26 protein-coding genes, 1 tRNA gene and 1 pseudogene are annotated in these 25,832 nt (G+C 59.1%); 7 read left to right on the plus strand and 21 right to left on the minus strand.

Going from position 1 to position 25,832, the window contains the following annotated elements; genetic code table 11:
* Positions 1-36: 36 nt before the first annotated feature.
* On the plus strand, positions 37-366 hold the full coding sequence (locus tag JN756_RS18870; RefSeq protein WP_057004397.1) for a DUF7693 family protein: 330 nt from the start codon (positions 37-39) through the stop codon (positions 364-366).
* Here JN756_RS18870 and JN756_RS18875 read toward each other — a convergent pair.
* From JN756_RS18875 to JN756_RS18890, 4 genes are all read right to left on the minus strand, one after another.
* Positions 336-2,453, minus strand: a complete 2,118-nt coding sequence (locus JN756_RS18875; RefSeq protein ID WP_201021173.1) for a TonB-dependent receptor family protein — start codon at positions 2,451-2,453, stop codon at positions 336-338. The two genes, JN756_RS18870 and JN756_RS18875, sit on opposite strands and share 31 nt — an antisense overlap.
* A gap of 138 nt (positions 2,454-2,591) precedes the next feature.
* Positions 2,592-2,861 (minus strand): hypothetical protein, encoded by a 270-nt coding sequence (locus JN756_RS18880; protein WP_017846713.1) that lies wholly within the window; start codon positions 2,859-2,861, stop codon positions 2,592-2,594.
* A 127-nt stretch (positions 2,862-2,988) separates the two neighbouring features.
* Positions 2,989-3,702: a hypothetical protein gene (locus JN756_RS18885; RefSeq protein WP_017846714.1), complete on the minus strand. Its 714-nt coding sequence runs from the start codon at positions 3,700-3,702 to the stop codon at positions 2,989-2,991.
* Positions 3,703-4,934: 1,232 nt separating this feature from the next.
* Positions 4,935-6,260 carry an OprD family porin gene (locus tag JN756_RS18890; RefSeq protein WP_057004399.1) on the minus strand — a complete coding sequence of 442 codons (1,326 nt, stop codon included), beginning with the start codon at positions 6,258-6,260 and terminating at the stop codon, positions 4,935-4,937.
* A gap of 684 nt (positions 6,261-6,944) precedes the next feature.
* Between JN756_RS18890 and JN756_RS18895 the strand changes: the two genes are divergently transcribed.
* On the plus strand, positions 6,945-9,548 hold the full coding sequence (locus JN756_RS18895; protein WP_126588335.1) for a cation-translocating P-type ATPase: 2,604 nt from the start codon (positions 6,945-6,947) through the stop codon (positions 9,546-9,548).
* Positions 9,549-9,919: 371 nt separating this feature from the next.
* Here JN756_RS18895 and JN756_RS18900 read toward each other — a convergent pair whose 3' ends face one another.
* Positions 9,920-10,201 (minus strand): hypothetical protein, encoded by a 282-nt coding sequence (locus JN756_RS18900; protein ID WP_156422907.1) that lies wholly within the window; start codon positions 10,199-10,201, stop codon positions 9,920-9,922.
* A 245-nt stretch (positions 10,202-10,446) separates the two neighbouring features.
* Complete coding sequence (locus JN756_RS18905; RefSeq protein WP_081610141.1) at positions 10,447-10,905, minus strand: anti-virulence regulator CigR family protein; 459 nt, start codon at positions 10,903-10,905, stop codon at positions 10,447-10,449.
* Positions 10,906-11,497: 592 nt separating this feature from the next.
* Here JN756_RS18905 and JN756_RS18910 point away from each other — a divergent pair.
* Both JN756_RS18910 and JN756_RS18915 read left to right on the plus strand, forming a co-directional pair.
* Positions 11,498-11,773 carry a hypothetical protein gene (locus JN756_RS18910; RefSeq protein ID WP_046385245.1) on the plus strand — a complete coding sequence of 92 codons (276 nt, stop codon included), beginning with the start codon at positions 11,498-11,500 and terminating at the stop codon, positions 11,771-11,773.
* Positions 11,774-11,882: 109 nt separating this feature from the next.
* A complete protein-coding gene (locus JN756_RS18915) occupies positions 11,883-12,137 on the plus strand; it encodes a hypothetical protein (RefSeq protein ID WP_057004403.1) in 255 nt (84 codons plus the stop codon).
* Between the two features lie 152 nt (positions 12,138-12,289).
* On the opposite strand, the gene JN756_RS18920 is transcribed toward JN756_RS18915, so the two are convergent.
* From JN756_RS18920 to JN756_RS18935, 4 genes are all read right to left on the minus strand, one after another.
* Positions 12,290-12,469 (minus strand): hypothetical protein, encoded by a 180-nt coding sequence (locus JN756_RS18920; RefSeq protein ID WP_057004404.1) that lies wholly within the window; start codon positions 12,467-12,469, stop codon positions 12,290-12,292.
* Between the two features lie 945 nt (positions 12,470-13,414).
* Entirely contained in the window at positions 13,415-13,729 is a 315-nt protein-coding gene (locus tag JN756_RS18925) for a hypothetical protein (RefSeq protein ID WP_046383008.1), read from the minus strand.
* 105 nt (positions 13,730-13,834) lie between these two features.
* Entirely contained in the window at positions 13,835-14,143 is a 309-nt protein-coding gene (locus tag JN756_RS18930) for a putative quinol monooxygenase (RefSeq protein WP_057004405.1), read from the minus strand.
* Positions 14,144-14,241: 98 nt separating this feature from the next.
* Positions 14,242-14,898 (minus strand): hypothetical protein, encoded by a 657-nt coding sequence (locus JN756_RS18935; RefSeq protein ID WP_158276048.1) that lies wholly within the window; start codon positions 14,896-14,898, stop codon positions 14,242-14,244.
* On the opposite strand from JN756_RS18935, the pseudogene JN756_RS18940 reads away from it, so the two are divergent.
* Positions 14,830-15,036: pseudogene (locus JN756_RS18940) on the plus strand (site-specific integrase); the annotation flags it as partial. The gene JN756_RS18935 and the pseudogene JN756_RS18940 sit on opposite strands and share 69 nt — an antisense overlap.
* 115 nt (positions 15,037-15,151) lie before the next feature.
* On the opposite strand, the gene JN756_RS18945 reads toward JN756_RS18940, so the two are convergent.
* Positions 15,152-15,242: transfer RNA gene (locus tag JN756_RS18945), tRNA-Ser, on the minus strand.
* A gap of 152 nt (positions 15,243-15,394) precedes the next feature.
* On the opposite strand from JN756_RS18945, the gene JN756_RS18950 reads away from it, so the two are divergent.
* Positions 15,395-16,066: a Bax inhibitor-1/YccA family protein gene (locus JN756_RS18950; protein ID WP_057004407.1), complete on the plus strand. Its 672-nt coding sequence runs from the start codon at positions 15,395-15,397 to the stop codon at positions 16,064-16,066.
* Positions 16,067-16,140: 74 nt separating this feature from the next.
* On the opposite strand, the gene murB is transcribed toward JN756_RS18950, so the two are convergent.
* The 8 genes from murB to JN756_RS18990 form a co-directional block, all read right to left on the minus strand.
* Positions 16,141-17,160 carry a UDP-N-acetylmuramate dehydrogenase gene (gene murB / locus JN756_RS18955; RefSeq protein ID WP_017848009.1) on the minus strand — a complete coding sequence of 340 codons (1,020 nt, stop codon included), beginning with the start codon at positions 17,158-17,160 and terminating at the stop codon, positions 16,141-16,143.
* Positions 17,157-17,621: a low molecular weight protein-tyrosine-phosphatase gene (locus JN756_RS18960; RefSeq protein ID WP_108525115.1), complete on the minus strand. Its 465-nt coding sequence runs from the start codon at positions 17,619-17,621 to the stop codon at positions 17,157-17,159. The genes murB and JN756_RS18960 overlap by 4 nt, the downstream gene beginning before the upstream one ends.
* Positions 17,621-18,385: a 3-deoxy-manno-octulosonate cytidylyltransferase gene (kdsB, locus tag JN756_RS18965; RefSeq protein ID WP_017848011.1), complete on the minus strand. Its 765-nt coding sequence runs from the start codon at positions 18,383-18,385 to the stop codon at positions 17,621-17,623. The genes JN756_RS18960 and kdsB overlap by 1 nt, the downstream gene beginning before the upstream one ends.
* Positions 18,382-18,567, minus strand: coding sequence for a Trm112 family protein (locus JN756_RS18970; protein WP_003174668.1), 186 nt, complete (start codon positions 18,565-18,567; stop codon positions 18,382-18,384). The genes kdsB and JN756_RS18970 overlap by 4 nt, the downstream gene beginning before the upstream one ends.
* 23 nt (positions 18,568-18,590) lie before the next feature.
* Positions 18,591-19,601, minus strand: a complete 1,011-nt coding sequence (lpxK, locus tag JN756_RS18975) for a tetraacyldisaccharide 4'-kinase (protein WP_046382926.1) — start codon at positions 19,599-19,601, stop codon at positions 18,591-18,593.
* On the minus strand, positions 19,601-20,029 hold the full coding sequence (gene pocB / locus JN756_RS18980; RefSeq protein WP_046382925.1) for a flagellar polar localization protein PocB: 429 nt from the start codon (positions 20,027-20,029) through the stop codon (positions 19,601-19,603). The genes lpxK and pocB overlap by 1 nt, the downstream gene beginning before the upstream one ends.
* Complete coding sequence (gene pocA / locus JN756_RS18985; protein ID WP_046382924.1) at positions 20,026-20,661, minus strand: flagellar polar localization protein PocA; 636 nt, start codon at positions 20,659-20,661, stop codon at positions 20,026-20,028. The genes pocB and pocA overlap by 4 nt, the downstream gene beginning before the upstream one ends.
* Before the next feature lie 109 nt (positions 20,662-20,770).
* Positions 20,771-22,984 (minus strand): DNA internalization-related competence protein ComEC/Rec2, encoded by a 2,214-nt coding sequence (locus tag JN756_RS18990; protein WP_201021174.1) that lies wholly within the window; start codon positions 22,982-22,984, stop codon positions 20,771-20,773.
* Between the two features lie 147 nt (positions 22,985-23,131).
* Here JN756_RS18990 and JN756_RS18995 point away from each other — a divergent pair, with 147 nt between their 5' ends.
* Entirely contained in the window at positions 23,132-23,647 is a 516-nt protein-coding gene (locus JN756_RS18995) for a DUF2062 domain-containing protein (RefSeq protein WP_017848016.1), read from the plus strand.
* Between the two features lie 3 nt (positions 23,648-23,650).
* Here JN756_RS18995 and JN756_RS19000 read toward each other — a convergent pair whose 3' ends face one another.
* Both JN756_RS19000 and JN756_RS19005 read right to left on the minus strand, forming a co-directional pair.
* Positions 23,651-25,021: a sensor histidine kinase gene (locus JN756_RS19000; RefSeq protein ID WP_046382922.1), complete on the minus strand. Its 1,371-nt coding sequence runs from the start codon at positions 25,019-25,021 to the stop codon at positions 23,651-23,653.
* A complete protein-coding gene (locus JN756_RS19005; protein WP_201021175.1) occupies positions 25,008-25,736 on the minus strand; it encodes a response regulator transcription factor in 729 nt (242 codons plus the stop codon). Before JN756_RS19005 ends, JN756_RS19000 begins: the two co-directional genes overlap by 14 nt.
* Positions 25,737-25,832 lie beyond the last annotated feature (96 nt).

The raw sequence follows: 25,832 nt of genomic DNA on the forward strand, positions 1-25,832 counted from the left end.
GCGACACTGCGCCGCTCCATCACGAGGACACCGCCGATGACCGCAACCGCCGCCACCGTTTCTGCACGGGAGGCTTATCAAGTGCTCAAGGATATGGCCCTGGAAACGCGGGTCATCAGCGCCTGCGCGGCAGCGGATGACACGGTGAGCGTGGAAACCGACGGCTGGCGGATGGTGCTGCTGACCCAAGGTACGGTGCTGGTGGGGTGCCAGCACTGCCGCTCACCCGATGGACGGCATGGCTCATTGGACAGCTGGCAACGCTATGGCACCAACCCAGTGGCATTGATGAGTACGTGGGAGCACGCGCAAGTCGAGCGCCTGTTGTCGGTGTCTCAGCGCCAGCTCCACGACACGCCGGTGTAGATGCCCCGACCGTCCCCGGGCGTGGAGCGGGCGGCGTCCAGGCCCTTGTCGTCATAACCCGGGGTGACGGTGTTGGCGTAGCGGCGGTTGGTCAGGTTGCGCAGGTCGACCCAGGCTTGCCAGTCCTGCTGCGGGGCGTCGTAGCCGAACGTGGCGCCGAGTAAGGTATAGGCCGCCGCGTAGTAGGAATTGGCGTAATCCACCGCCACCCGCGAGGAATGCTCGGTGTTGAGGCTGGTGTAGAAACCGGTCGGATGGCTGTAGCGCAACTGTGCCTGGTAGTAGTGCTTGGGAATACCCGGCAAGGTGTTGTCGCCGAAGCGGTCGTCGTTGCGGTAGTGGAAGTCGCTGAAGGTGTAGGCCTGGCGCAGGGCGAGCTTACCGCTGCCGCCGCCGTCCCACAGCGGGCTGAGCAGGCTCAGTTCGACACCTTGGTGAACCGTCGGGCTGGCGTTGGACTCGGCGAGGATCGCGTCGCTGGTGGGGGTCTGGGCCTGGGTTTCAACGGTGAGCAACTCGTGGCGCACTTCCGAGCGGTACAGTGCCAGGTCCCATTGGCCGAACCACGCATCACCACGGCCACCGACTTCCAGGGTGGTGGCGGTCTGGTTTTTCAAACTCACGCCTTCGCGTTGCAGGCCGGTGGCCGGGCCGCTGCCCGGCCCGAAGTATTTGTTGGAACCCCAGATCATCGACCAGGCATGCGGAGGCTCGACCGAGCGGCTCAGGTTGCCGTACACCTGCAATTGCGGGGTGAAGTCATAGCGCAGGCCGATGCGCGGCGCATAGTCCCAGTCATGTTGACTGAGCGGCGCCTGGCCGTCGGGATAGGTCACCTGGGTTTCGCGGCGGGTGTAGATCGCGGCCAGGCCGGTGGTCAGCCACAGGTCCGGGACCAGTTCCAGGTCGTTGCCGATATGCAGCACCGTGTCGGAGCCCAGGTAGCTGTAGTCGCGGGTCTTGGTGCCGGGGGCATAGCCTGCGGTATTGCGGACAGGAATTCGCACGTATTCCGACGCGCCATTGTTGGGCATCGCCTGGGTGGTGCGCAGGCCGATCGTGGTTTTACTGTCGTGACCGAACAGGGTGTCCTGGCGAATGTAGTTCAGCGTGCCGCTGATATCGGTGTAGGCGACTTTCAGGCGATTGGTGCCCTCGCGCAGGTCCATCGGGTAGTCGTGATAGGCCAGGCCGACTTCGAGCCGTGCGTTGTCGTCGAGCTGCAACGTGGTCTTGTTGGCGATCCAGGTGGAGCCCGGTTGCAGGCGTTTTGAATCGCGGGCGGCGTTGAGGCTGTTGGCGGCACGCGGATCATGGCTGATCTGGTAGCGCGTGAGCTTGCCTGGCGTGTCGTTGGTGGTTTCGCGGTAGCGCAAGTAAAAGCGCGTCTCCAGGTTCGGATTGAAACGGTAGCCGAAGTTGGCCGCGACGCCCTTGCCCGTGCCGGCGCTCTGCTGCTGATAGCCGTCGGATTCGGAATCGGTGAGGCTGATGTAATAGTCGGCATCCCCCAGCACCTGGCCCGAACTGATCTCGCGCTGGGCGTAGCCACGGCTGCCCGCTTCGTAGCGCACTTGCAGCTTGGGCGCGTCGTAGCCGGTGTGGGTCACGTAATTGACCGCCCCACCCAGGGCCAGCGCGCCCTGATCAAAACCGTTGGCACCGCGCAGCACCTCGACGCGGCTTTGCCACAAGGGGTCCTTGAGTTCATAGGGCGTACCGCCGGGGCCTGTCAGCGGCAAACCGTCGAGCGTCTCGTACAACCCGGAAGCATGGGCGCCGGGGCTGCGGTTGAGGCCCGAGCCACGGATCGAGAGTTTGACGCCTTCATTATTTGCCGCCTTGGCGTACACCCCGGCCTGATACTTGAACACGTCCTCGTTGGTGCTCACCCGCCCCTGTTGCACGCTGCCCATGTCGATGTAATTGGTGCCGCCGGGCACGCGCTTGAGCTGCGCCTGCGCCACTTCAGCCGCGCTGGCTTCGCTGGTGGTGACTTCGACCGGCGCCAGTTGCAGGTCTTCGGCCTGCACAAGGGAACTGAGGGTCAGGGCAGCAAAAAGCAGCGGGGGTTGGCGCAGCAACATGGGGCGAGTCCTTGGAATGCGGGGGCGTGAAGGCCAGGCCTCGCACGCGAACTGTGATGGGAAGACCGGGACGCTCGCCAGGTCACGCCTTATTCACGGCGCAGAGCCTTCCCGGCCCCTGAAAAAACTACCTGTCTCCTAGCCCGCGGCGGACGCCAGCGCGCGCATGAAGTCATCCGCCTCCGACCCCGCCGGAAAGCGGAACCCGTACATTTCGTCGGTCGTCAGAATGCTGTTGAGGGCGTCGCGAAATTGCGCTTCGGTCGGCGACTCCTGCAGCAGTTTGTGTGCCGGTAACAACAGCTCGGCAGAAACGCCTTGCGCACTCGCGGCGTCAATCACCGCAAACAGGATAAATCGCAGGCGGATTTCGCGATCCGTGGGCCAAACCGTTTTTCGCTTACCCAAGGTAGGGCCTCATATTTAAGAAAAGTCCGAGGCTATTGCCGACAGATGGACGTTTCAAGCAGTGCAGTGCAAGATAGGGCACTTCCTACAGAGGAAACGGAAACACCGCACTCGACGGTCCTAACGCTCACTGCACCGGCAGAAAATTCATCAGCAACAGGCTTTGCGCGTAATTGACGCCAATGCGTCGGTAGCGCTCATCGAGCATCTGGGTCAGCAGGTCGAGCCGCGCGACGATCTTGCCGAACTCGACGGCGAAACTGAGGTTACTGCCCTCCTCCGAGATCTCGTTGGAAAACAGCAGCAGCACGCCATTGGCATCCTGACGCTGGCTGAGCAGCCAGGTGGCCTTTTCGATATTGCGCGCCGCGTTGCTGACGAATTGCGGGTTGATCGTGTCAGAGATATAGAACCGGGTGCGCCCGCCATGTGCAGTCACCAGCATGCTGCCAATCGCATAGATAAACGCCCCGACCCGATCGCCGCGAAACTCGGGGCTCAAGGAGTAACTCAGGGCCGCCAGATCGCGACGATCCCCCAGGGCGGGCAGCGGTTGACGGTTTTCGATGGCCGAGCGGATTTCCCGCGCCGCGCTCACCGCGTCCAGGTAACCCGACTGCCGCCACTGGTTGGGGTTGCGCAGGTACAGCTTGTTCATCAGCAGATACAGGCTTTGCAGGTTATCGCGCATGCCGAGGGTGGCCATGCGGTCGACGCTGGTCTGGAGAAACTCATCAGGCTTGCCATTGCTGAATTGCCTGGCGATATCGCGCCCCTGTTGCTGGCTGCAGGCGGTGGTGCAGAGCAGAAACACGAGGACGAGCCAGCGCGGGCGGTTCATCCATCGGCAGGTAAGAGGCGGGAACGTATGATCCATCGGCACCAAGTCTAGTTCTTATGTCCACACGCAGTATGAGTATGGCTGGGATAGAGATAGATCCGAAAAATCCGAAAAAGTGCAGGATTGGGCAACAGAAAACCCGGAATGACATGAGAAGCCCCCAGAGCATGTTAATGCGTTTCGCAAAGACACAACTTCGAGCACCCTATGCCGTATCGCGATCGGCAGGATTACCCAATCAGGATCTAGTACCGAGTGGCTTAGTCACAAATACAAAATAAGTGACTTTCAATATTTAAAATCACGCTCTGCAAAGCCCATACGCTGAAATACCGCTTCCTTTCAGACGTCTGCTGTTTAGATTGAAATGGGGACTCTGGCGCTCAACGCCGGTTCAACGACCGAAGTGACGCCGGCATCACCTATCGCTTGAACCAGCAGAAACGAGATTGAATACAATTAACAAAAACATAAAATTGATGAGCCTGCAGCCTGCCAGATCGTTACATCCCTGAGGTATCGGATCTAAACTGCAAAATATACTTAGCTATTTTGAATGAGGTTCCCGATCATGGCGTTCTGTTTTGGTCTATTCGCGCCACATTACCGTTATAAACATTACGTTTTGATCGACAACGACGGTTGCTGTATAGGATTCAAGACCTGCACTCGAAACCCTGGCGCAAAATGGGTTGAAACTGAAGAGATAAACCTGGCCTGGCTGAATAAACCATCTATCAACCGGTGCCCACCGCCCCCTTCAACAGCCCATCTAAAAACATAGAGCAAAAGACATTTTCATTCAAATCTACAGATTGCTTTTGCCTTATCGGCTTTCTTCGCAAACACACTTACCAGTACGCAATCCCTTCACATCAATATCACACTATTTTCACACTCCACGCGATTCAAAACCAACTAAGTTGCTTAAGTATGGGAAGTACTCTCAACTCGTTCTATTGCATTATTTTCACATTAATTGTTAAACAATGATGCTGGTAGCAGACCAGCCGCAATGGGGCAGACCAAAGCGACCTCAGGGTCGGTCGGCACCCGAACCAACACAACCGCGCAACGATCCGCAGGTTCAGGCGCCAAAATCGGCGACCTCAACCTTGCCGTGCAAAGCCCAGACATCAAGCGCTTTATACAAACAAAACGGCCAGTTTCAGCAGAACTGAAACTGGCCGTCAATGCGTTGCGTCTTCCGGGCTTGACCGGCGATCGTCCGCTTAGAAAATCGAGATGGGGTAATCCACGATCAGACGGGTTTCGTTGTAATCCCCTTCCGCCTGATCAGCGTTACCGCGGTGCCAGGCTTGACGCACGCGCATCGACAAGTCTTTGACCGGGCCGCTCTGCACCACGTATTTGGCTTCAAAGTTGGTTTCATGGTGCTTGCCGTCAGCACCATAACCATAGGCACGGTAGGCGCTGCCGACCGGCATGTGCGTGCCGTCGATATTGTCACCGTTGAGGTAGCGCGTCATAAAACTCAGCCCTGGCACGCCATAAGTCGCCATGTTCAAGTCATAACGGGCCTGCCAGGACTTTTCGCCTGGGCCGTTAAAGTCAGAATATTGAACCGAGTTGGCCAGGAAGATGGAGTCGGCCAGATCACCCGACTTGTTATTACCCACGGCCACATAGTCGAACGGCGTGTCGCCGTGAACCTTCTGGAACGCCAGTGTGACGGTATGAGCACTCAGGAAAGAGTACGCCGCCGCCAACGACCAAGTGGTGTTGTTGATGGAGCCGGCTTTGGACTGGCCGGAGTCGGTGGTGCGGTAGATGTTGAAGTCCAGGTTCAATGATTGATCGGCAGTGAACGGAATCGTGTAGTTGGCATTACCGTAGTATTGATGCCAGACGTCCTTGAGGTCCGAGGCAAACACGCTCATGGACAAGTTATCGGTCAGCGTGTACTTGCCACCGAGGTAGTCAATGCTCTTGGCCGGTATGTTGGCATAACCGGCATACAATTCGTGGCTATTGTTGGTCGTGGTCGGACCGTTACTGCTGGTGAAGTGCCCGGCGTCGAGGTTCAACCCTTCAATTTCGCTGCTCAACAGGTTGAAGCCAGTCGCCGTTTGAGGCGTGGCGCGAGTACCCGCCGTGGCCAGGACCGGGTTGTTGGGCTGCAAGTTGCCATAATGCAGTTCAGTCTTGGAGAACCGTGCCTTGATCGACGCGCCTGCACTGCTGAAGTCATTCTCCGGCCGGCCGTTGCTGTCGACCGGCAAGTTGCCAGAGCCTGCATTGCCTTTGCCACCGTCCAGCTTCACGCCCCAGTATCCGTAAGCATCTACACCAAAACCGATGGTGCCTTGGGTGAAGCCGGAGGAGAAGTTGCCTTGCATCACCTGCAACCAATCCTGTTTGTCGCCCGCCGAATTCTTACCGTCACGATCAAAATAAAAGTTGCGAAGCAGCAGGTTCAAACTACTGCCTTCAACAAACCCCTTGGCAGTCGCTTGGTCCTCCACACCCGCGGCTGACGCTAGTTGACTAACACCCAGCGAGACCGTCAGCGCCACCAAATTCCACTTAAAAGACATTGTTTGTTCCCCTGTTTTTAATAGAGCTGCCTCGTCTCTCAACGCACAGTCAGCAGGGTCTCCCCTGAAGTCAGGCGGTCAAAAGCGAAGAGTCATAAGTCGATGGCAGATGAGAAGGTTTCTAAGTCGCAACGCATTGACTGCGCAGCGCAAGGTACCGTTTTATAACGGTTTATTTTTAGTACAGGGCAGAGCCTAAGGTGAAAAACTTATAACACTTTCCCGCCGATGGAATGACCTCGTTTCCCGTGAAAGTAATTTTCCATTTCTGTAACAATTCAGGTTTATACAAGACAGCCGGACGCGTGAAATGAGCTGGACATCGATGTTTCGCATACATCTAAAGTCCCAACTGCACGATGAAAACGGCACGCTCTGAGCCTGGATATCCGCAAAGGGCCAAACTGATTCAGGCGTTCTTGGGGCTCCCTTATCGAGAGCGGCGAATGCCGCAATATTTAAAGCAACGTTGTGCTAGCGTACCTGTAGGACGGATTACATGATGGTCTTAGACGCATGCCTCGAGGTCGATACGACTACAAGCCTCGAGACAGGACATCACATCGTTATAGAGCCAGCCTGCAGATATCGCAGCGCCATGGGGGTACAGAACCTGATGACACACATTGCCCCATTGCCCCCCCTTGATTTGAATCACGATCACCCACTCATAACGGCCGCGTTGTGAACGCTGAGCTACCTCATTCAGGTTCGCAGACGCCGCTTGAGGGTTTGTGCGAGGCGCAGGTGCAGCAACGTCTGGCGCAGGACGGGCCGAACGAACTCCCCGCCTCCCGCCGACGCAGCGCCTTGCGCCTGATGTGTGACGTGGCCTTCGAGCCGATGTTTCTCCTGCTGGTCGCGTGCGGCGCTTTGTACATGGTGCTGGGCGATGTCCAGGAAGCCCTGATGTTGCTGGGCTTTGTCTTCGTCGTGATGAGCATCAGCTTTGTCCAACAGCGGCGCAGTGAACGCTCCCTGAATGCGTTGCGGGACCTCTCCAGCCCAAGGGCTAAAGTGCTAAGGGAAGGTAAAGAGTGCAGCGTTCCCGCGCGGGACCTGGTCGTTGGCGATGTTGTAATGCTGGCTGAAGGCGATCGCGTACCCGCTGACCTGCAACTGACAACATGCGCCAACCTATCAATTGATGAGTCCTTGCTGACCGGAGAATCCATGCCAGTCAGCAAGCTGGTCGCGCCGCAGTCTCATACACTTGGTGATCCAGCGCCGCCGCCAATGGATGCGGCCCTAGCGCAGGCATTTTCAGGCACATTGGTCACGTGCGGCACCGCCCAGGGACGTGTCACCGCCACAGGCGAGCGCAGCGCGCTGGGCCGGATTGGCCAGTCACTGGCAGACATCGAGGTGGAACCCACCCCGACACAACAGCAAACGCGTCGTGTGGTCAAGCGGGTCGCTGTCATAGGCCTGGCGCTGGCGGCGGCGCTCGCTATCGCTTTCGGGCTGCTGCGCGGTGACTGGCTGCATGGGATGCTGGCGGGCCTGACGCTGGCGATGGCAATCCTACCGGAGGAGTTGCCGGTTGTACTGACGCTCTTTCTAGGCCTCGGCGCCTGGCGACTCGCCCGTGAGAAGGTGTTAGCGCGTAGCATCCCTGCCGTCGAATTGCTCGGTGCGACCACCGTCTTATGCGTCGACAAGACCGGTACGCTGACGGCTAACAGAATGACGGTCAGGCGCCTTTGGTCCGAGGAGGCTGAGTATGAAGTCGCCAGAGACGGTACTGACGGCGGCACGCCTTTGCAGGAGGCGCTCCATGGTGTGCTTGAGTACGCGGTTCTCGCCAGCCACCGGCATGCTTTCGACCCGATGGAGTCGGCCATCGGCGAGACCGGGCAGAGCCTGCTCGCGCTCACCGAGCACCTCCACGCCGACTGGACGCTGATCGACGACTATCCCTTGTCACCCCAGATGCTGGCAATGTCGCGGGTGTGGCAATCACCGAATCAACGAGAGCGACTCATTGCTGCAAAGGGAGCGCCCGAGGCAATCGTCGATTTGTGCCATATGGATCCCGTTCGCAGCGCGCGCATTGCGGCTCAGGTGCTGGCGATGGCGGCAGACGGGCTTCGCGTTCTCGGCGTCGCACAGGCGACCTTCGCCGCCGAGGTATTGCCCGGTTTACAGCACGACTTCGACTTCAGGTTTCTAGGATTGGTCGGGCTCGAAGATCCGATTCGTCCAGATGTGCCGCAGGCTATTGCCGAGTGCCGGGCCGCCGGCATCCGTGTGGTGATGATGACGGGCGACCACCCGGCCACAGCGATGTCGGTCGCCAGGCAGGCCGGGCTGGGCACCGATGCGCCGGTGATCACGGGAACCGAACTGTCCACGCTGAACGATTCTGAGCTGGCCGCACGACTGATCACCACGCAGATCTTCTGCCGTGTTCAGCCAGAGCAGAAACTGCGCCTGGTACGCGCGTTCCGTGCACAGGGTGATGTCGTCGCCATGACCGGCGACGGTGTCAACGACGCGCCTGCACTGAAGGCAGCCGATATTGGCGTTGCGATGGGTGCGCGTGGCACCGAGGTCGCACGCGAGGCGGCCGCGCTGGTTTTGCTCAATGATGATTTCGAGTCGTTGGTGACCGCCGTGCGCTATGGCCGCCGCATTTTCGCCAACTTGCGCAAGGCGATTGTGTTTGTGGTGGCCGTACACGTGCCGATCGTCGGCCTATCGATGCTTCCAGTGCTTTTCGGCTGGCCGATGGTGCTGATGCCGGCGCACATTTTGTTCTTGCAACTGATCATCGACCCCGCCTGCTCGGTCGTGTTTGAGGCCGAACCGCTTGAGCCGGATGCGATGAAGGCTCCTCCACGTCGAAAGGAGCAACGGTTGTTCGACAGCGCAGTGATGATACGCGGCCTCTGCCAGGGCATTGGCTTACTGATACTGCTTCTCGCGACGTATGCGGGTATGAGGTTCTTTGCGCCGGTAGCGTCTGAGCAAGATGAGCTTGCGAGAACACTGACCTTCGTCGTCCTGGCGCTGGCCAACCTCGCCCTGATCCATACCAATAAGTCATGGGGCCGCACGCGCTGGGTGGGGCCTGGCGCGTTTGGCACCCAGCTCAGTTGGATCGCTTTCGCAACGTTGGCCATGTTGGCGATAGCGCTGTTTTTTCCGCCGGTTACCCAGCTGTTCTCATTCGTGACACCCGCGCCAGTACTGCTACTTTTCGCATTTGGCATCGTCGCGCTGAGCGTAATGTGGTTCGAAGTCGTGAAATGGCTAATACGAATGAGGAGCGAGCATAGCGACTGAGCGAAGCCTTTCGTGCTGATCCCCGAGTTCGCCGGGGGCTGCACATGTCGCAACCCTGGCGAGGTCTGTTCAGCAGTTAATCGCTTAGATTGGCTCCCAGCTTTGGAAAAGCAAACCGGATCAGCAGCGCAACATCGGGTGCTTCGCCCCTCGAACATTATCGGGTAACGCGGCGAGTGGACTCGTCACGTTGGCGAACCTCTTACTCGGGTCAACGCCTTCATAAAAGGTGTACGTCAGGATTCGAACCCTGGAATTGCCAGTAACGCTCACTGGCTTCCAGGAGTCCAAAGTAACTTTTTAAAACAATACGTTAGATTCTAATAATTACCGCACCAAGGCACTTTTGAATGCGTTGGAGCCCGCGCCGATCATGGGGCGCATAAGGTTGCGGAAATCATTCCGCCCTCCCCCGCGTGCTGCCGATCGAACACTATCGCCAATAGTCGTAGTGAAACATCCGGGGGCCGCTGATAATCTGCGACCACGTTCGCCAGCCGTTTAGGGATGGAGGCGAAAATAGAAGCCCTGGAGCCGCGAACCTCCGGGGCTTTGCTTTTTTGGCGCAGGCTGACACCCAACTCTTCTGGGCATTTTTCCTTTGGCCCTAAATTGTTCAGGGCGCTGGGCGAAATCCCTTTCAGTACCGACATGGCCGAAATCGGAATGGTTGTGATGTGCCTTGATCTTTCCCGATAGGCACGTTCGATTGCACCCGCCGGATTGTTTGGCTGTCATGGATTTGGTGTGTTTGTGCATTGGCGTAGCCGTGAAGCAAGCCTACGATCAGCCCCTGAGGCAGCCGACCTTGCGATTGCTCATGGTCGCGTTTAGCGCGGATACAATAACGCCCGCGTGGCGGCGGGCGTTTGGCATAGATCGTCGAAGCGTTATCGCCTTAATCGAAGGCGCCGTTGAGGACTTCGTAGATTATGCCGGAAGCAATTGCGACCAGTATCAAGTCCGTGCCTGCCTGCTGCCATTCGTAGCCGTCGTAATGTGGAAGTCTGCCCAGCAATCGACCATCAAGTTTCTTGGCGATGCCTGGAGGAAGAGGCTTCCCTCTGGCCAGGTTCTTTTGTATTCCGGGTGGCAGTGAAGGGCCTGGGCTCCAGTAGTCACGGTAGCCGCCGAGCACTCCCAATACGCTGCCCCGGTCAATGCTTGGCCCGCGAGACCAATCGTCTCCGCTGGGACCTTTCCCCTTATTACCCTGGTTGCCATGACCTTGACCACCTTGTGAGTTGCCTTTTCCATTGCCTTGACCTTTCCCATTGCCAGGGTCTGCGAGTGCAGCCACCGAGCCAACGGCCAAAGTAAGGCAGATAGCAGCTACAAGCGTGCGTGATCTAAACATGACGGTCTTCTCCGGAAGGGAATGCTCCCTGAAATGTAGACGGTATTGAAGGTTTTGGTTCCGTAATACTCATCCCGCTCGCTGCATCCGTTAACGGAGCGTGGCGCCCAACGATAACCGCCGATTAGGCCCCCTCCAGGTTAAAAAATTGCGGGATCAGGTGCTGCTTTCGAATTCACCAATCGTCGATGCCTTACACCCAGCACTGCCAAACACGTACATACATTCCCCTTGTATTTGATAGCTTAAAGCCATCAAGCGGCATGCCTCATGCGCAGAGCCACCTTGGACAAGACGTAGACGTCTGGCAATCATCACTCATTGGTGAATTGTTTCTATCAGGGAAGAGGATCTGAAGCTGGTGACCGCCACCCCATCCTCCATAGCCAAATGCTCAGGCATGCACGCGCGCCTATGGCTGACCCTGCCCGACCAAAGCGTTAAGCATTGGTGCCTTCCCAGGAATCTGTTTTGCGACCAACAGTCGTTGCCCAGGAGCACCCTCAGGAAATGGATTCCGGAAACCATTCAATAGACGGGGCGAACTCCGAAAAGCCAAACGAGTAGGAACTTAAATATGGAGATTTATAGTATGTCAGCTCAAGAAAACTACGTTGGTGTTGGCGGATGGACTGCTTACCACGAACTGACTCCAAAGGACCATGCTGTATTCAAAGAAGCCTTGGAAGGCTTTGTGGGGGTGCAATACACCCCTGAGACGGTTGCGACCCAGGTCGTCGCCGGCACAAACTATCGCTATCACGCCAAAGCACAGCAGCCTGGTTCGCCAGCAATCTGGGCAGCAATCGTAGAAATCTACGCCCCCCTCAAAGGTAAGCCGCACATCACCCAGATCATCCGCATCTAAGCGCGCTTAACACCCTTCGGGTCACGCGAGGATTGCGGGACTCGAAGGCTGATCGCGCGCCCTTGCTTGTGCTGCGCTTCTGGCTTCTCCCTCCCCTGGAGCCGCAAGCATGACGATTGATGTCCTCCCCGATCTGAATGCGTATCCCACCCCTGAGCGGGCGTTTCGCTATCTGCGACTTATTGCGAGGTGGCCGAGGCTCGTGGGGTGCGATGAAGGCTACGTGCCGGACCTCTTCCCCGCCCAGCATTACGGCGACTACCTGATCCTGAACATCGACCTGAAGCCAGGCCGGATCAAAAACTGGAGAAAGCCGATCGCCACCGACATCGAAAAGATGATCGAGGCGAACCAGGAAGACTGATCAACCAGCGCCGTGTATCGGATATCGCTCAGCCCTCTGTGATGACAGCAGGGTGTCACCTTGCCCCTGGCCTTAGCGGATTTTGTCGCGGCGTAGACGGGCAACACTCGGAGGGGCGACATCCGATGCGGACGAATTCGCGGCCTATAACGCTATAGGCCGCCACTGATACTCAAGGAATCAGTCATCCCGATCATCACGATCTCGACCGTGATAACGATCATACCCGCGATCATCGTATCGGCGATCGTACCCACGGCCCCGACCTTGGTCATCGTAGCCCTGGTCGTATCTGCGCCCATGATCATCCCCTCTGTAACGATCATGCCCATACCGTCCTCCGTCGTCCCAGATAGGCACGCAACCACCAAGCAGAATAAGACCAGAAATGGCCAAAAGGGTTATTGCTGCGCGCTTCATCTTGAACGTCCTAATTGCTTGAGAGGGTTAATTTTTTGACTGCAAATCAGCCCAATGATTCAGCCGTGCCCGCGAATAAACATCGGCCCGAGCGGCCGCCAGGGCATGATCAATTACACGTCGCTGAAGAGCATCGCGCCGGGGAAAATTGGCCAGGCCGATCTACCTGAGCGCCATGTGCATCGACGCCCGGGGCGACCGCTACAGCAAGTCCGTGGAGAGGGTGAGCACTAAAACCTTCAAGGCTGCCGCTACCGGCTTGTCCGACTCCGAGGCCGCGTCATACCCGTTCTTCAATGCTGATCCAGCGGCTATTGCTGTGACAACGGCACTGCCGCTAGCGCCGCTATCAGAATTCGCATGTCGTACCTTGTCCATAGATGGCATTGATATCTACAGCGCTCATCGAGAGCAAGCACTCACGACACCGGATATTTTGTCTGATGGCGACTGCCAGGTACGGAAAAAATGGTATCGGACAAGTGAACCTATTCCTTTCGGATCAACGTCAGCCAGATGCCATGGGTTCTCAGGATTCGGTGCTATCACCGTGTATCGGTCGCCCGAAGTCTGCAAAATCCCTCCGAGGCTTCCACCTACCAGGTCGGTCGCCTGCCACCCATCTCTGATGCACTCGGCGACAGCCTTAGCCGAATGCTTCGACTCGATTTCAAGCAATGGTGGATTCTTCCTGATGTCGCTAACGCTTGAACACCCAGCCAGCAGAATAACCGCCAGTCCCGCTACAACACTTCGCATGTCGTTCCCTCTTTGGTTTGGCGGGACTGTAGCACCTGGCCGCAGAAAGCAAAAAGCCCAGCGCGAGGCTGGGCTCAAAGCAACTAATCTGCAAGAGACTAAGCGTCTGGAACTTCTTTATCGAGTGCAAGCTTTGGATCAGCCACCTCTACCCAGCCCTTCTTCAAATACTCATCTGCCACAATTTTACGTATCAAAAAACAGTAGATGATTGGCAGTCCAGCAATAGGTATAGCTGCCCAAGGCGGGCCTGCAAACAGCCCCAACCCTATAGCAATACCCCAGATCAATAAATGGCGCCAAAGGCCGGCGAAGCAAAGATAGAGTGGGCCTAGGAACAATATTGCCAGAACCTGAAACGCATCGACTTCTTCAACCTTGCCATTGTCTAGACTTTTGAAGTATCGGGCCATTGCACTCTCCGTGTGGGGGTTAATTCGGAAAAATAGCACTGGGAAAGCCAGATGCAAAGAGCCCTGCGTGGGGCTGGGCTCTTCTGTTGTGAGCTCAGCCCTTCTTCAGTGCGATGAAAGCACCGCCGATTCCAAAAACAGCACTGTAGCCGGCCCCGCACGGAACGTCGGGTTGTGCTTGGCTGCCTCAAGCATATGCGGAGCGAGATCATGTGCATCAAGCGCTTCTTTTGATGCCCACTTCTCGATCAATACAAAGCTATCGCTATTTCCGACTACAGGGTGGATATCATATTGAATGCACCCTTGCTCAGCCCTGACCAAAGGAGCGAGTTTTTCAAAAGCCGCGAGCTGGTCCGAGCCTCGACCTGGCTGGGTATTGATGATGACGACAAGCCGAACTTCATCAGACATAGGTAACACGCCGCATACTAAAGAGGGGAAAATACAGTACGCTACAACCAAGTACAGATGCAAAAAGCCCAGCGATGAGCTGGGCCTAACTGGTTCAACTAGGCTCCGGTCACGGGAACTCTGCCAGCGTTGCAGTAAGGTAGTTGAATCTTTGATTTAGACTTATCGGCGGACTTCACCGTCCCATAGGCGGTTGCTAGTGTGGACACCGCGTCCACTGCCATCTTCAGTCCGGGTGTCGAATCGGCGCCCACCTTTGCCAAGCTACCGTTATCGTTTAGGTCTACTGAGAATTTAGAAGTTTCGAGCCATCCAGCCTCGTAACGGATATAGCTTTCCTGGGCCGCCGGGATTAGCTTCGTTTCAGTGACTTGGACCGCAAAGCAGCCAGTGTTTTCGTCGCCGCCGGCGTAACGTAGCATCTCACCTTCTTTATTCAGGATTTTGTCCTGAATGTAATGCTCCTTTACCTGAACTAGCCGAAAAAAAGGAACACCCTCACAACCATTCTTGCAGTCAGATTGCTCATACGTGACAATTTTCCCTGAGCATCCTGCCAGCACTGCTATCACTGAAAAAATCATAAACCGTTTCATGCCCACTTCCTCCCCTATATGGCTTATTGCCACAACAAGATCGTAGCGGGCGCTAGCGGAAGCGCCATTTTCTACGATCTCACCTGCTGAGAGATGGCTTGCGAGAAAGCTATCGAACAAGGAGATCCGATGCTCGCTGCAAAGATCGGCGGGTTTCAATTCCGAGATATCCGACCCAAGGCGGCGTCTGAAATTGTGGATATCGGCGATGCGAGCCTGCTATTGGGGCATAGCAATCAGGAAATCACAAAGCGCGTTTATAGGAGACTCGGCGCCACCGCGAAGCCGTCAAAATAGAAAAGTTATGGAACGCTTCCATAATAGTTCTGGAACGCCGAGCAAATTAAGATCGGAAGTGTCCAAGCCCCAGAAACGCAAAAGCCCCGCATCAGCGGGGCTTTCGTGTAAATCTTGGCGGGAAACCAGGGATTCGAACCCTGGGAACGCTATTAACGTTCGCCGGTTTTCAAGACCGGTGCATTCAACCACTCTGCCAATTTCCCTTTTGCATCACAGGATTATAGCAGCCCATCCTGTCTCAGCGGGCGCCATAATACCCGAATGAAACACACTGTCAAACTCTCGCCATCGCTTGTTACAGAGCGTCTGTTATGATCTTTGCGACTGAACGTTTCAAAACCGAAGGAGTGTCGCCATGCGCGAACAGAATTACGCAGTGAATGGTAACGCGCAGGCTGAGCAGCTTGAAGTCAGCCGCGTCTTGCGCAACACCTATGGCTTGCTCGCCCTTACCCTCGCATTCAGCGGCGTGATGGCGTTCATGGCGCAGCAGATGCACGTCGGCTACCCGAATGTCTTTGTCGTGTTGATCGGCTTCTACGGTCTGTTCTTCCTGACCAACAAGCTGCGTGACTCGGCCTGGGGCCTGGTGTCGGCGTTTGCCTTGACCGGTTTCATGGGCTTTATCCTCGGCCCGATCCTTAACCGTTACCTCGGCATGGCCGGCGGCGCGGAAGTGGTCAGCTCGGCGTTTGCCATGACAGCCCTGGTGTTTGGTGGTTTGTCGGCGTATGTGCTGATCACCCGCAAGGACATGAGTTTCCTGGGTGGCTTCATCACCGCCGGCTTCTTCGTGTTGCTGGGGGCAGTGGTCGCTGGCATGTTCTTCCAGATCAGCGGTCTGCAGTTGGCGATCAGCGCAGGTTTTGTGCTGTTCTCCTCCGTGTGCATCCTGTTCCAGACCAGCGCCATCATCCACGGCGGTGAGCGCAACTACATCATGGCGACCATCAGCCTGTATGTGTCGATCTACAACCTGTTCATCAGCCTGTTGCAGATCTTCGGCATCATGAGCCGCGACGACTGATTGCCAGCAGTACAAAAAATGCCCCGTATCGCAAGATACGGGGCATTTTTGTTTCAGGGCGCTTTGTTCAGGGCTCAGTACTGGTTGGGCTCCATCTCCAGATCGACCTTGAAACGCTGGGCAATATCCTGCTGGATACGTAGCGCCAGGTTGGCAATGTCATGCCCGGTGGCGCCGCCGTAGTTGACCAGCACCAATGCCTGCATCTTATGCACGCCGGCATCTCCATCACGAAAGCCCTTCCAACCGGCCTTGTCGATCAACCAGCCGGCAGCGAGTTTCATCTGCCCGTCGGCCTGGGGATAGGCCACCAAGTCCGGATACAAGCCCTGCAGCTCGGCGGCCAGCGCCTGGGACACCAATGGGTTTTTGAAGAAGCTGCCGGCATTGCCCAGTTCTGCGGGGTCCGGCAGTTTTTCCCGACGGATGCCGCAGATCGCCCGGCTGACATCGCTCGGGGTGGCGTCGGTAATCCCCTGCCCGGCCAGGCGCTGCTGCACGGGGCCGTAGTCGAGCTTGAGGTGGCTGACGCGGCTCAGGGCAAACCGCACCCGCAGGATCAGCCACCGTCCGGTTTCGTGTTTGAACAGGCTGTCCCGGTAGGCGAAGTTGCATTCTTCCAGGCTGAAATCACGCAACTCGCCGGTCTGGCGATCGAGGGCCGTCAAGCCGGCGAACACATCCTTGATCTCCACTCCGTAGGCGCCGATGTTTTGCATCGGTGCAGCGCCCACGGTGCCGGGGATCAGGCTGAGGTTTTCGAGGCCGCAGAAGCCATGTTCCAGGGTCCACAGTACGAACGGGTGCCAGGCTTCGCCCGCTTCGGCCTCGACCACCACATGCTGGCCGTCATCCTGCAGCACCCGAATACCCTGGGTCGCCATGCGCAATACCAGGGCCGGAATGTCCCGGGTCAGCAGCAGGTTGCTGCCACCACCGATCACCAGCAGCGGTACTGCCTGGGCGGCGGCATAGGCCAGGGCCTCGCGAACATCCGCGTCGCTGTGGGCCTCGGCGAAGAGCTGGGCACGCACGTCGATGCCGAAGCTGTTGAATGGCTTGAGCGATACCTGCGCAAGCACTTGCAAGGTCATAACCGCCCCTTCAATTCGATCACCAATAAATCACAGGCTCGTTCAATCAGGTCCAGGACCCGCTCAAAGCCTTGTTCGCCTTCGTAGTAAGGGTCTGGCACCTCGTCCACTTCAGAGTCGTAGCGGCGCAGGAACAGGTCGAGCTCGGCCTTGCCCTGCCCCGGCTGCATCGCTTTGAGGTTACGCAGGTTGCTGTGGTCCATGGCCAGGATCAGGTCGTAACGCGCAAAGTCGGCGCGGGAGACCTGCTGCGCACGCTGGGCCGACAGATCGTAACCGCGCTGCTGCGCTGCCTGTTGGCTGCGTGAGTCCGGTGGGTTGCCGATATGCCATTCCCCCGTGCCGGCGGACGCCACGTCGACCTGGCCAGCCAAACCCGCTTCGCGCAATTTATGGCGCAATACGCCTTCAGCGGTGGGCGAGCGGCAGATGTTGCCCAGGCAGACAAACAGAACCTCCATCAGGCCCCCAGCAGGCGGCGGACGCGCTCGAGGTCTTCGTGGGTGTCAACACCCGCAGGCGGTGCTTCCAGAGCATCGCCGACATGGATACGCACGCCGTGCCACAGGGCACGCAGTTGTTCCAGGGATTCGGTGTTTTCCAGCCAGCACGGGCCCCAACTGACGAAGTCATGCAGGAAACCGGCACGGTAGGCATAGATACCGATGTGACGGCGGTACGGCACGCCTTCTGGCAACCGGTCAGGATGCCTGGCAAAAGCATCCCGCGCCCAGGGCAACGTCGAGCGGCTGAATGTCAGCGCCAGGCCGTTGATGTCGCTGACCACCTTGACCACGTTCGGGTTGAACAGCGTTTCAATGTCTTCGATGGGCTCGGCCAGGGTCGCCATGCGCGCTTCGCCATGGGCCGCCAGGTTCGCGGCCACCTGGTCGATCACGCGCGGCGGGATCAACGGCTCGTCACCTTGCACATTGACCACGATGGCATCAGGCGCCAGGCCAAGTTGTGTGGCCACTTCGGCCAGGCGGTCGGTGCCGGAATTATGGTCTTCGCGGGTCAGTACCGCTTCGGCACCGAAGGTTTTGCACGCATCGATAATGCGCGGATCATCGGTGGCCACCACCACGCGTTCGGCGCTGCTTTTGCAGGCTTGTTCCCACACCAGCTGAATCATCGGCTTGTTGCCGATCAGTTGCAGCGGTTTACCCGGCAAGCGGGTCGAGGCGTAGCGCGATGGAATGACAACGGTAAAGGCTGTAGTCATTTATCCAGGCGCTCGTCGGTGGTCAGCGTGCGGGCTTCGCTTTCCAGCATCACCGGGATGCCATCACGGATCGGGTAAGCCAGGCCGGCGCCTTTGCTGATCAGTTCGGTCTTGTCCGCGCTGAGCTTGAGTGGGCCTTTGCAGATCGGGCAAGCGAGGATGTCGAGCAGTTTGGTGTCCATGAGTGTTTCCTGGAATGAAGCGTTTAAGGCAAGAGACGGGCGGGCAACAGACGCATCAGTTGCATGTCGAACCAGGCGACAAACGCTGGCGACGGCACCGCATCCACCGCAAGGTACCACCAGTCGGACTGGGCAAAGGCGCGGCACTTCACCGCGTCCTTCTCGGTCATGACCAGCGGCAATGATGGCGTGAAATTCAAGACTTCCGCGCTGTAGGACGCATGGTCGGCAAAAGCATGGGGTATCGGCTGCCAGTGTAGCGTTTCAAGGGTGTTGAAGAAACGTTGCGGGTTGCCGATACCGGCGACCGCATGCACCTGCTGGCCCGCCGGGAAGTAATCGACCGGCTGGCGTTCGCCGGTTTGCAAGTTGACCAACGCCGTGGGCAGCAGACGAAAGGCGAAACCATCTTCGCGATCGGCCGCGGCGCCATTATAGAGCAGCGCATCCACGCTCTTCAGGCGCTCCGCCGGTTCGCGCAACGGCCCGGCAGGCAGGCAGCGGCGATTGCCCAGGCCCCGGGCGGCGTCGATCAGCACCAGCTCAAGGTCGCGAGCCAGGCGGTAATGCTGCAGGCCGTCGTCGGAGAGGATCAGGTCCAGGGTTTCGCTGGCCAGCAGCGTCTTCACTGCGCGGCTGCGATCGGGGTCGATCATCAAGGGGACGCCGCAGCGCTGCACGATCAGCAAGGGTTCATCGCCAGCCACTTCAGCAGCGTGGCCGGCCTCGACCCGCCACGGCAACTGCGGTGGCTTCGCGCCATACCCGCGACTGACCACGCCCACACGCAAACCTCTGCGCTGGCAATGCTCGATCAACCACAGGATCAACGGCGTCTTGCCAGTCCCGCCCACGGTGATATTGCCGACCACCACCACCGGCACCGGCGATTGGTAGATCTCGCCCTCGCCCGCCAGGAAGCGCGCGCGCTTGCGCTGCACCACCGCGCGATACAGCGACTCCAGCGGCCGTAGCAACGTCAGCGCCGGATGGCCTTCGTACCAGGCCTTGAGCAAGCGATCGGACATGGCCATCAGGGTTGGCTCACCGCCTCGACGGTGCTCATGCGCAAGTGGCTGAACCCCAGCTTGCCGGCAGCGTCCATCGCGGTAATGACAGCCTGGTGCTGGGTCTTGCCATCAGCACTGATCGACAGCGGCATCTTGGTATCGCCACCGGACTCTTTCTGCAGGGCTTCCATCAGGCTGTTGAGGTCGTTCTTCTCGAGCAACTGGTTATTCACCGAAAACACGCCGTCGGCACTGATGGCGATATCCAGTTGCTTGACTTCCTGGTCCTCGGCCGGCGAGCCGCTGACCGCTTCCGGCAAATCGACCCGTAGCTGGGTCTGCCGCGTAAAGGTGGTGGTCACGACAAAAAACAGCAGCAGGATAAACACCACGTCGATCAGCGACGCGAGGTTGATATCAACATTTTCCCGTTGCTTGCGGCGAAATTTCACGCTTTGTCCCCGACCAAGTCCACGTCACGGTCGCCCTGCACCACTTCCACCAGTTTGATGGCTTCCTGCTCCATGCCGACCACCAACTCATCGATCCGGCGTTGCAGGAAACGGTGGAAGAACACCGAGGGAATACCGACCATCAGGCCCGCTGCCGTGGTGATCAGGGCCTTGGAGATACCACCGGCCAGCACCGCGGCGTTGGTGCTCATGCCCGAGCCCATGAACGAGCTGAAAATATCGATCATGCCCAGTACCGTGCCCAGCAGGCCGAGCAACGGTGCCATGGCGGCGATAGTGCCGAGGGCGTTGATATAACGCTCCAGCTCATGGATGACCCGCGCGGCGGCCTCTTCGATGCACTCTTTCATGATCTCGCGACCATGCTTGGAGTTGGCCAGCCCGGCCGCGAGAATTTCACCCAGGGGTGAATTGGCACGCAGCTCCTTGAGTTTCTGCTTGTCGAGCTGCTTGTTCTTGATCCAGCCCCAGACCTGCCCCAGCAGATGCTCGGGCGTGACACGGCTGGCGCGCAAGGTCCACAGGCGTTCGGCAACGATGCCGAGTGCGGCGATGGAGCTCAAGATGATCGGCAACATCATCCAGCCGCCGGATTTGACCAATTCCCACACAGTGAATGTCCCCTCGAAAAAGTGCGCCACTTTACCATATAGGTCAGGCAGCGGGGCTCGTCGACCCACGACCCGCCGATCACAGGCTTCGGCCATTGGTAACGTGCGGTTACGGTAGCGCTTCTCGCCAGAAGCGGCGTTGACTGCGCGCAACAATCGGTGGCGCGAAGGCGCCCAATCGCAAACGTACCGCGCCCTGTTCGGCGCTGTCATACACCTGCGCTCCCAACGCTTGATAGCGCTCCACCACTTGTGGATGAGGATGACCGAACGCATTGCCGCGCCCTCGGGAAATCAGCACCGACTTCGGCGCCAGCCGCTGCAGAAACGGCCAGGATGACGAACTGCGGCTACCATGGTGAGGGGCTTGCAGCCAATCGGTCGGCACCGCCAGGGTCGAGGCCAGAAACGCCTGCTCTGCGGCGCGATCGATATCGCCGGTGAGCAGCAGGCGCTCGCCATTGGCCTGTACGTGCAATACACAGGATTTGGGGTTGCCATCAACTGCGTCTGGCCATTGCCACAATTCAAAGGACACGCCGTCCCACGCCCATTGTTCACCGCTGATACAAGGCTGAGTGTCGAGAAGCGCCGGCAACCCTTCGGTTTCACCACCGACGACCCGTTTGATCGGCAGTCCACGGGCGACAGCCGCCGCACCGCCGGCATGATCGGCATCGGCATGGCTCAGTAACATCATGTCCAGAGCGTCTACCCCGAGCCTCTTCAGCGACGGCAACACCACCCGCGCGCCGAGATCGACCGCCCCGGAGCGCGGGCCGGCATCGTAGAGCAAGGTGTGATGGCGGGTGCGCAGGATCAACGCCAGCCCCTGCCCGACATCCAGCTGCAGTACGTCCACCTGCCCGTGGGGCACCGGCTCGCGCGGCGGGAACACCGCCAACAACAGCATCGGCCAGCCGAGCAGCCGAATCGGCACACCCTTGGGCAGCAACAGCAACACCGCACCGACCAGGCTAACCAGCCAATAGCCCATGGGCACCTCGGCCGGTATCCACGCGGGCAATTGCCCCGCCAGCAGCGCCAGGGCGTTGAACAAGCCGTCCAGCGCCCCACCCGCCAGCCACAACAAGCCCGCGCCCACGAACGGCACCGCCAGCAATGCCGTCCCGAGCAGGGCCAGGGGCAACACCACCAGGCTGATCCACGGCACCGCAAATAGATTGGCCAGCGGCGCACTGAGGCTGATGGGCAAACCCAGCACCAGTAACACCGGGAAAAGACCGATGGCTATCAACCATTGCGGACGGGTCCATGCCTGCCAAGCACTCCAGCGGCCTAACCGACCGCCGAACGTCAGCCCCAGTACCGCCACGGCCGCAAAGGACAACCAGAACCCCGGCTGCAAGCTGGCCAAGGGTTCAAGGATCAGCACACCATTGAACGCCAGCAACAGCGGCCACCAGATGCCCAGATGACGGAAACGCAAACGCCACAGCAACACCAGCCCCACCATTACACAGGCGCGCTGCACCGGCACGCCGAACCCCGCCAGCAGGCCGTACCCCAACGCCGCGGTAAACGCCAGGCCACATGCACACGGCAGCCACGGCCAGGTGCGCGGCCAGCAGCCGTAGCGCGCCAAAGCGGCGACGAGCGCATAGATCAACCCCGCCAACAGGCCAATGTGCTGGCCGGAAATGACCAGCAAATGCACCGTGCCGGTGTCCTGCAAGACACGCCAGTCGTCGGCCGTCAGCCCGGAGCCGTCTCCCAGCACCAGGGCCGCCAGCCCCGCCTCGCGCCCTTGGGCGTCCACCGCCATCAAGCGCTGACGGACCGCGTCGCGCCAAGCATTGCGGGCCGGCGCCAGGCGTTCGCCGTCCTTTACCGAGCCGGTGGCACCGATGCGCTGGGCGAGCAGCCAGGCTTCATGGTCGACGCCATGGAAGTTGAGCAGCCCCGACGGACGTTTAAGCGTCACCGCGAGGCGCCAACGCTCACCGCTGCGTACCGGTGGGCCACCGTGCCAGTACAGCCGAATGCGCGCGGGCAAGCGGGCGTTGCGCGACCGGCTGTCGCTCAGTTCGAAACGCACGCCGCTGTCAGTCTGCTGCGGCAACCCGCTCACACGCCCCTCCAGCCAACGCGTCTGGCCGTCGAGCATCGGACGCAAGCGGTCATCCAGCGCCCACTGCGCGCTCACACATGCCCAACACAAGCCGAACAGGAAAAACGCCAGCGGATAAGTGCGAAACGGCAGCAGCATCAACGCCACCACTGCCAGGGCCAACAGCATCCCGGCAGACGGCAGTGCGGGTAGAAATCGCAGCGCAAGCAGCCCGAGTGCAAGCGCGAACATCCCTGTCCTCATGGATCATTCCTTTGACGTGATCCATTCAGTCTTAGCTGGCCCCCGGCCGCAGCCTATGATGTTTTGTCACAAAGTCTGAATTTTCTGTTTATAGAATGCGCGCATACTTGCCCCTCGACTTGATCTGGACCCCTTATGCCCCGGCGCTTATTCAAACGGTACATGCCCGACCCCACCAGTATCAGGGAACACAAGTCATTACAGTTTCTGGGCACCTTGCTGCATGACCCGAACCTCTGGCACCTGAATCGGCACTCGGTAGCCCGCGCCATGGCGGTAGGCCTGTTTGCGGCGTTTATCCCGATCCCCTTGCAGATGCTCTTGGCGGCGGTGCTGGCGATCACGGTGCGGGGCAATATGCCGATTGCCATCAGCCTGGTGTGGCTGACCAACCCGATCACCATGCCAGTGGTGTTCCTGTGTACCTACATGACCGGCGCCTGGCTGATGAACGTGCCGGCGCGCAGCCTGCCCGACGACCTGACGTGGGAGTGGATCAGCGGTCAGTTGAGCACGCTGTGGCAGCCGTTCCTGCTCGGCTCGCTGGTACTGGGTGTGGTGTTGGGCGCGCTGGCCTATTGCCTGACCATGGGTTATTGGCGCTGGTGGGTCGCGCACCAATGGAATAAACGCAAACTGCGTCGCGCTTGAGCCCTAGGCTGCGCACAAACGCAGATGCACACGCAAGCCCTGGCCGGTATTCTCCGCCCACAAGCTGCCGTCCTGACGTTGCACCGCATTGCGCGCGATGCTCAACCCCAGCCCGAAGCCACCGTCGCCAGGCCGTGAGCCGTCCAGGCGGATGAACGGCGCGAAGATCCGTTCCAGATCGCGCTCATCAATACCCCCGCCCTGATCCTCCAGCCATAGGTGCCAATATGCGCCATCACGGCGCCCATCGAGGCTGACGACACCGCCCGCAGGTGAATGCCGTATGGCGTTGCGCAGGATATTTTCCAGCGCCTGGGCCAGGGCGTTCAGATTGCCGCGTACCCAACAATCCGGCCCCAGCCGGCATGGCAGCCGCGAGGCTGGCCAATCGCTTTCGAAACAGGCGTTGTCCTTGAGCATGTCCCACAACGCCTGAACCTGAATGTCTTCGACAGGCAGCGGCGTCCGCTCGGTGTCCAACCAGGCCAATTGCAGGCTGTCCTCGACCAGGCGCTGCATGACGTCGATCTCCCGCCCCAGCCGTTCACGCAGTTGCGCCAGATCCTGCTCGCTGTCACAGGCCACGCGTAAACGGCTGAGGGGGGTGCGCAGTTCATGGGACATGTCCCGCAACAGCTGTTGCTGCAATACCACCGTGCCCTGCAACCGCTCGGACATATGGTCAAACGCCCGCCCCAGCTCGCCCAATTCATCCTGGCGGCTGGTGGCATCGTGGGACAGCCGCGTGTTCAATTGATCGGCACGCCAGGCGTTGGCCTGCTCGCGCAATTGATTGAGCGGCATGATCAGCAGCCGGTACAGGCCGATGCACAACAACAGGGTAAACAGACCGGGAATCACGCCATTGGTCACCACCCGCCAGAACAGTTGGTAGCGCCCCGGCATAAAGCGCTGGGGCAACTCGATCACCAGCGAGCCGACACTGGGGTCCAGGGGAAACGGGATTTTCAACCATGGCAGGCCTTTGGCGTGGCGGCTGACCGGCCAGTCCAGGCCGCGCAGAAAAGTCAGGCGCTGGCTTTCCTTGTCGGTCAACGGCGTGCTGGCGAGGGATTGCAGGTCGTTGCCGATCACGCCGATCCAGGTGCGCTCACGCGCAGCCATCAGTTGCAACCAGGCGTCCACGCCGTCAGCGCCCTGGGTACTCCAGGCCAACTCCGCTCCCGCCGCATAACCGCTGAGAATCTCGCGGGAGGTGTCGGACAGATAAGCGTTCTGCTGCTCCATGTACCGGCCCCAGGACCAACTGAGCCAGATCATCAACAAGCAGAAGGCAATCAGCAGGCAGGCCAACTTCCAGAACAACGAGTGCCTGCCCGGCAGACGTTTCAAGCCCCCCTCAAAGGCCGTCATCGTGACCGCTCAACACATAGCCCTTACCCCAGACGGTACGCACTTCACGCTCGCTATAGCCGATGGTCTTGAGTTTGCGGCGAATCTGGCTGATATGCATATCGAGGCTGCGGTCATGGGGCGCATAACCGCGCTGCAGCACGTGCTGATAAAGGAAGGCTTTGCTCAGCACTTCCTCGCCGTTGTTGTGCAAGGTCTGCAGCAGGCGGTACTCGCTGCGGGTCAACCCGGCCCAGTGCTGCTGATAGAAGACGTCGGACAGTTCATCGTCAAAGCGCAGGCTCCGGGCGTCGTCGCGCACGGGCGGCAAACTCAGCGGCGGACGGCGATCCAGGGCCACCCGGCGCAGGATGGCTTCAATACGCACGCGCAACTCGATCATGCTGAACGGCTTGGGCAGGTAATCGTCCGCACCCAGGCGAAAGCCGTTCACGCGATCGGCTTCGGCGCCCAGGGCCGACACCAGGATCACCGGGACCGCATGGCTCTGGCGCAGATGCGTGAGGATCGACAGCCCGTCCAGCCCCGGCAGCAGAATATCCATCAACACCACGTCGAAGACGTGCTCGCGGGCCATCTGCAGGCCTTGCTGGCCGTTCCGGCACCACGTGACCTGAAAGCCACAGCGCCCCAGATGCTCGTGGACATAGGCGCCCAGCACGGGGTCATCTTCGATGGTCAGGATACTGGGTAGACCAACTTCCACGGGATTCATTAGCGCCTGCAAGTCATTCTCAATCACTGATTATTCAAGATTCCTCCGCGCCAGGCAATCGCCACGTCGCGCCAAATGGCCCGAAGATTGCCTGCT

This window comes from Pseudomonas sp. Y39-6 (assembly GCF_023651955.1).
Lineage (GTDB): Bacteria > Pseudomonadota > Gammaproteobacteria > Pseudomonadales > Pseudomonadaceae > Aquipseudomonas > Aquipseudomonas veronii.

What these genes read in the sequence shown, in the direction of transcription:
- JN756_RS18995 (WP_017848016.1), top strand. Translation starts at nt 23,132, where the DNA reads ATGCCCCGGCGCTTATTCAAACGGTACATGCCCGACCCCACCAGTATC.
- JN756_RS19005 (WP_201021175.1), bottom strand. Translation starts at nt 25,736, where the DNA reads ATGAATCCCGTGGAAGTTGGTCTACCCAGTATCCTGACCATCGAAGAT.
- JN756_RS18930 (WP_057004405.1), bottom strand. Translation starts at nt 14,143, where the DNA reads ATGTCTGATGAAGTTCGGCTTGTCGTCATCATCAATACCCAGCCAGGT.
- JN756_RS18900 (WP_156422907.1), bottom strand. Translation starts at nt 10,201, where the DNA reads ATGTCGGTACTGAAAGGGATTTCGCCCAGCGCCCTGAACAATTTAGGG.
- JN756_RS18960 (WP_108525115.1), bottom strand. Translation starts at nt 17,621, where the DNA reads ATGGAGGTTCTGTTTGTCTGCCTGGGCAACATCTGCCGCTCGCCCACC.
- JN756_RS18905 (WP_081610141.1), bottom strand. Translation starts at nt 10,905, where the DNA reads ATGTTTAGATCACGCACGCTTGTAGCTGCTATCTGCCTTACTTTGGCC.
- JN756_RS18915 (WP_057004403.1), top strand. Translation starts at nt 11,883, where the DNA reads ATGACGATTGATGTCCTCCCCGATCTGAATGCGTATCCCACCCCTGAG.
- JN756_RS18870 (WP_057004397.1), top strand. Translation starts at nt 37, where the DNA reads ATGACCGCAACCGCCGCCACCGTTTCTGCACGGGAGGCTTATCAAGTG.
- JN756_RS18925 (WP_046383008.1), bottom strand. Translation starts at nt 13,729, where the DNA reads ATGGCCCGATACTTCAAAAGTCTAGACAATGGCAAGGTTGAAGAAGTC.
- JN756_RS18910 (WP_046385245.1), top strand. Translation starts at nt 11,498, where the DNA reads ATGTCAGCTCAAGAAAACTACGTTGGTGTTGGCGGATGGACTGCTTAC.
- JN756_RS18920 (WP_057004404.1), bottom strand. Translation starts at nt 12,469, where the DNA reads ATGGGCATGATCGTTACAGAGGGGATGATCATGGGCGCAGATACGACC.
- JN756_RS18875 (WP_201021173.1), bottom strand. Translation starts at nt 2,453, where the DNA reads ATGTTGCTGCGCCAACCCCCGCTGCTTTTTGCTGCCCTGACCCTCAGT.
- lpxK (WP_046382926.1), bottom strand. Translation starts at nt 19,601, where the DNA reads ATGGCCATGTCCGATCGCTTGCTCAAGGCCTGGTACGAAGGCCATCCG.
- JN756_RS18890 (WP_057004399.1), bottom strand. Translation starts at nt 6,260, where the DNA reads ATGTCTTTTAAGTGGAATTTGGTGGCGCTGACGGTCTCGCTGGGTGTT.
- JN756_RS18885 (WP_017846714.1), bottom strand. Translation starts at nt 3,702, where the DNA reads ATGAACCGCCCGCGCTGGCTCGTCCTCGTGTTTCTGCTCTGCACCACC.
- JN756_RS18970 (WP_003174668.1), bottom strand. Translation starts at nt 18,567, where the DNA reads ATGGACACCAAACTGCTCGACATCCTCGCTTGCCCGATCTGCAAAGGC.
- JN756_RS18950 (WP_057004407.1), top strand. Translation starts at nt 15,395, where the DNA reads ATGCGCGAACAGAATTACGCAGTGAATGGTAACGCGCAGGCTGAGCAG.
- JN756_RS18990 (WP_201021174.1), bottom strand. Translation starts at nt 22,984, where the DNA reads ATGTTCGCGCTTGCACTCGGGCTGCTTGCGCTGCGATTTCTACCCGCA.
- kdsB (WP_017848011.1), bottom strand. Translation starts at nt 18,385, where the DNA reads ATGACTACAGCCTTTACCGTTGTCATTCCATCGCGCTACGCCTCGACC.
- murB (WP_017848009.1), bottom strand. Translation starts at nt 17,160, where the DNA reads ATGACCTTGCAAGTGCTTGCGCAGGTATCGCTCAAGCCATTCAACAGC.
- JN756_RS19000 (WP_046382922.1), bottom strand. Translation starts at nt 25,021, where the DNA reads ATGACGGCCTTTGAGGGGGGCTTGAAACGTCTGCCGGGCAGGCACTCG.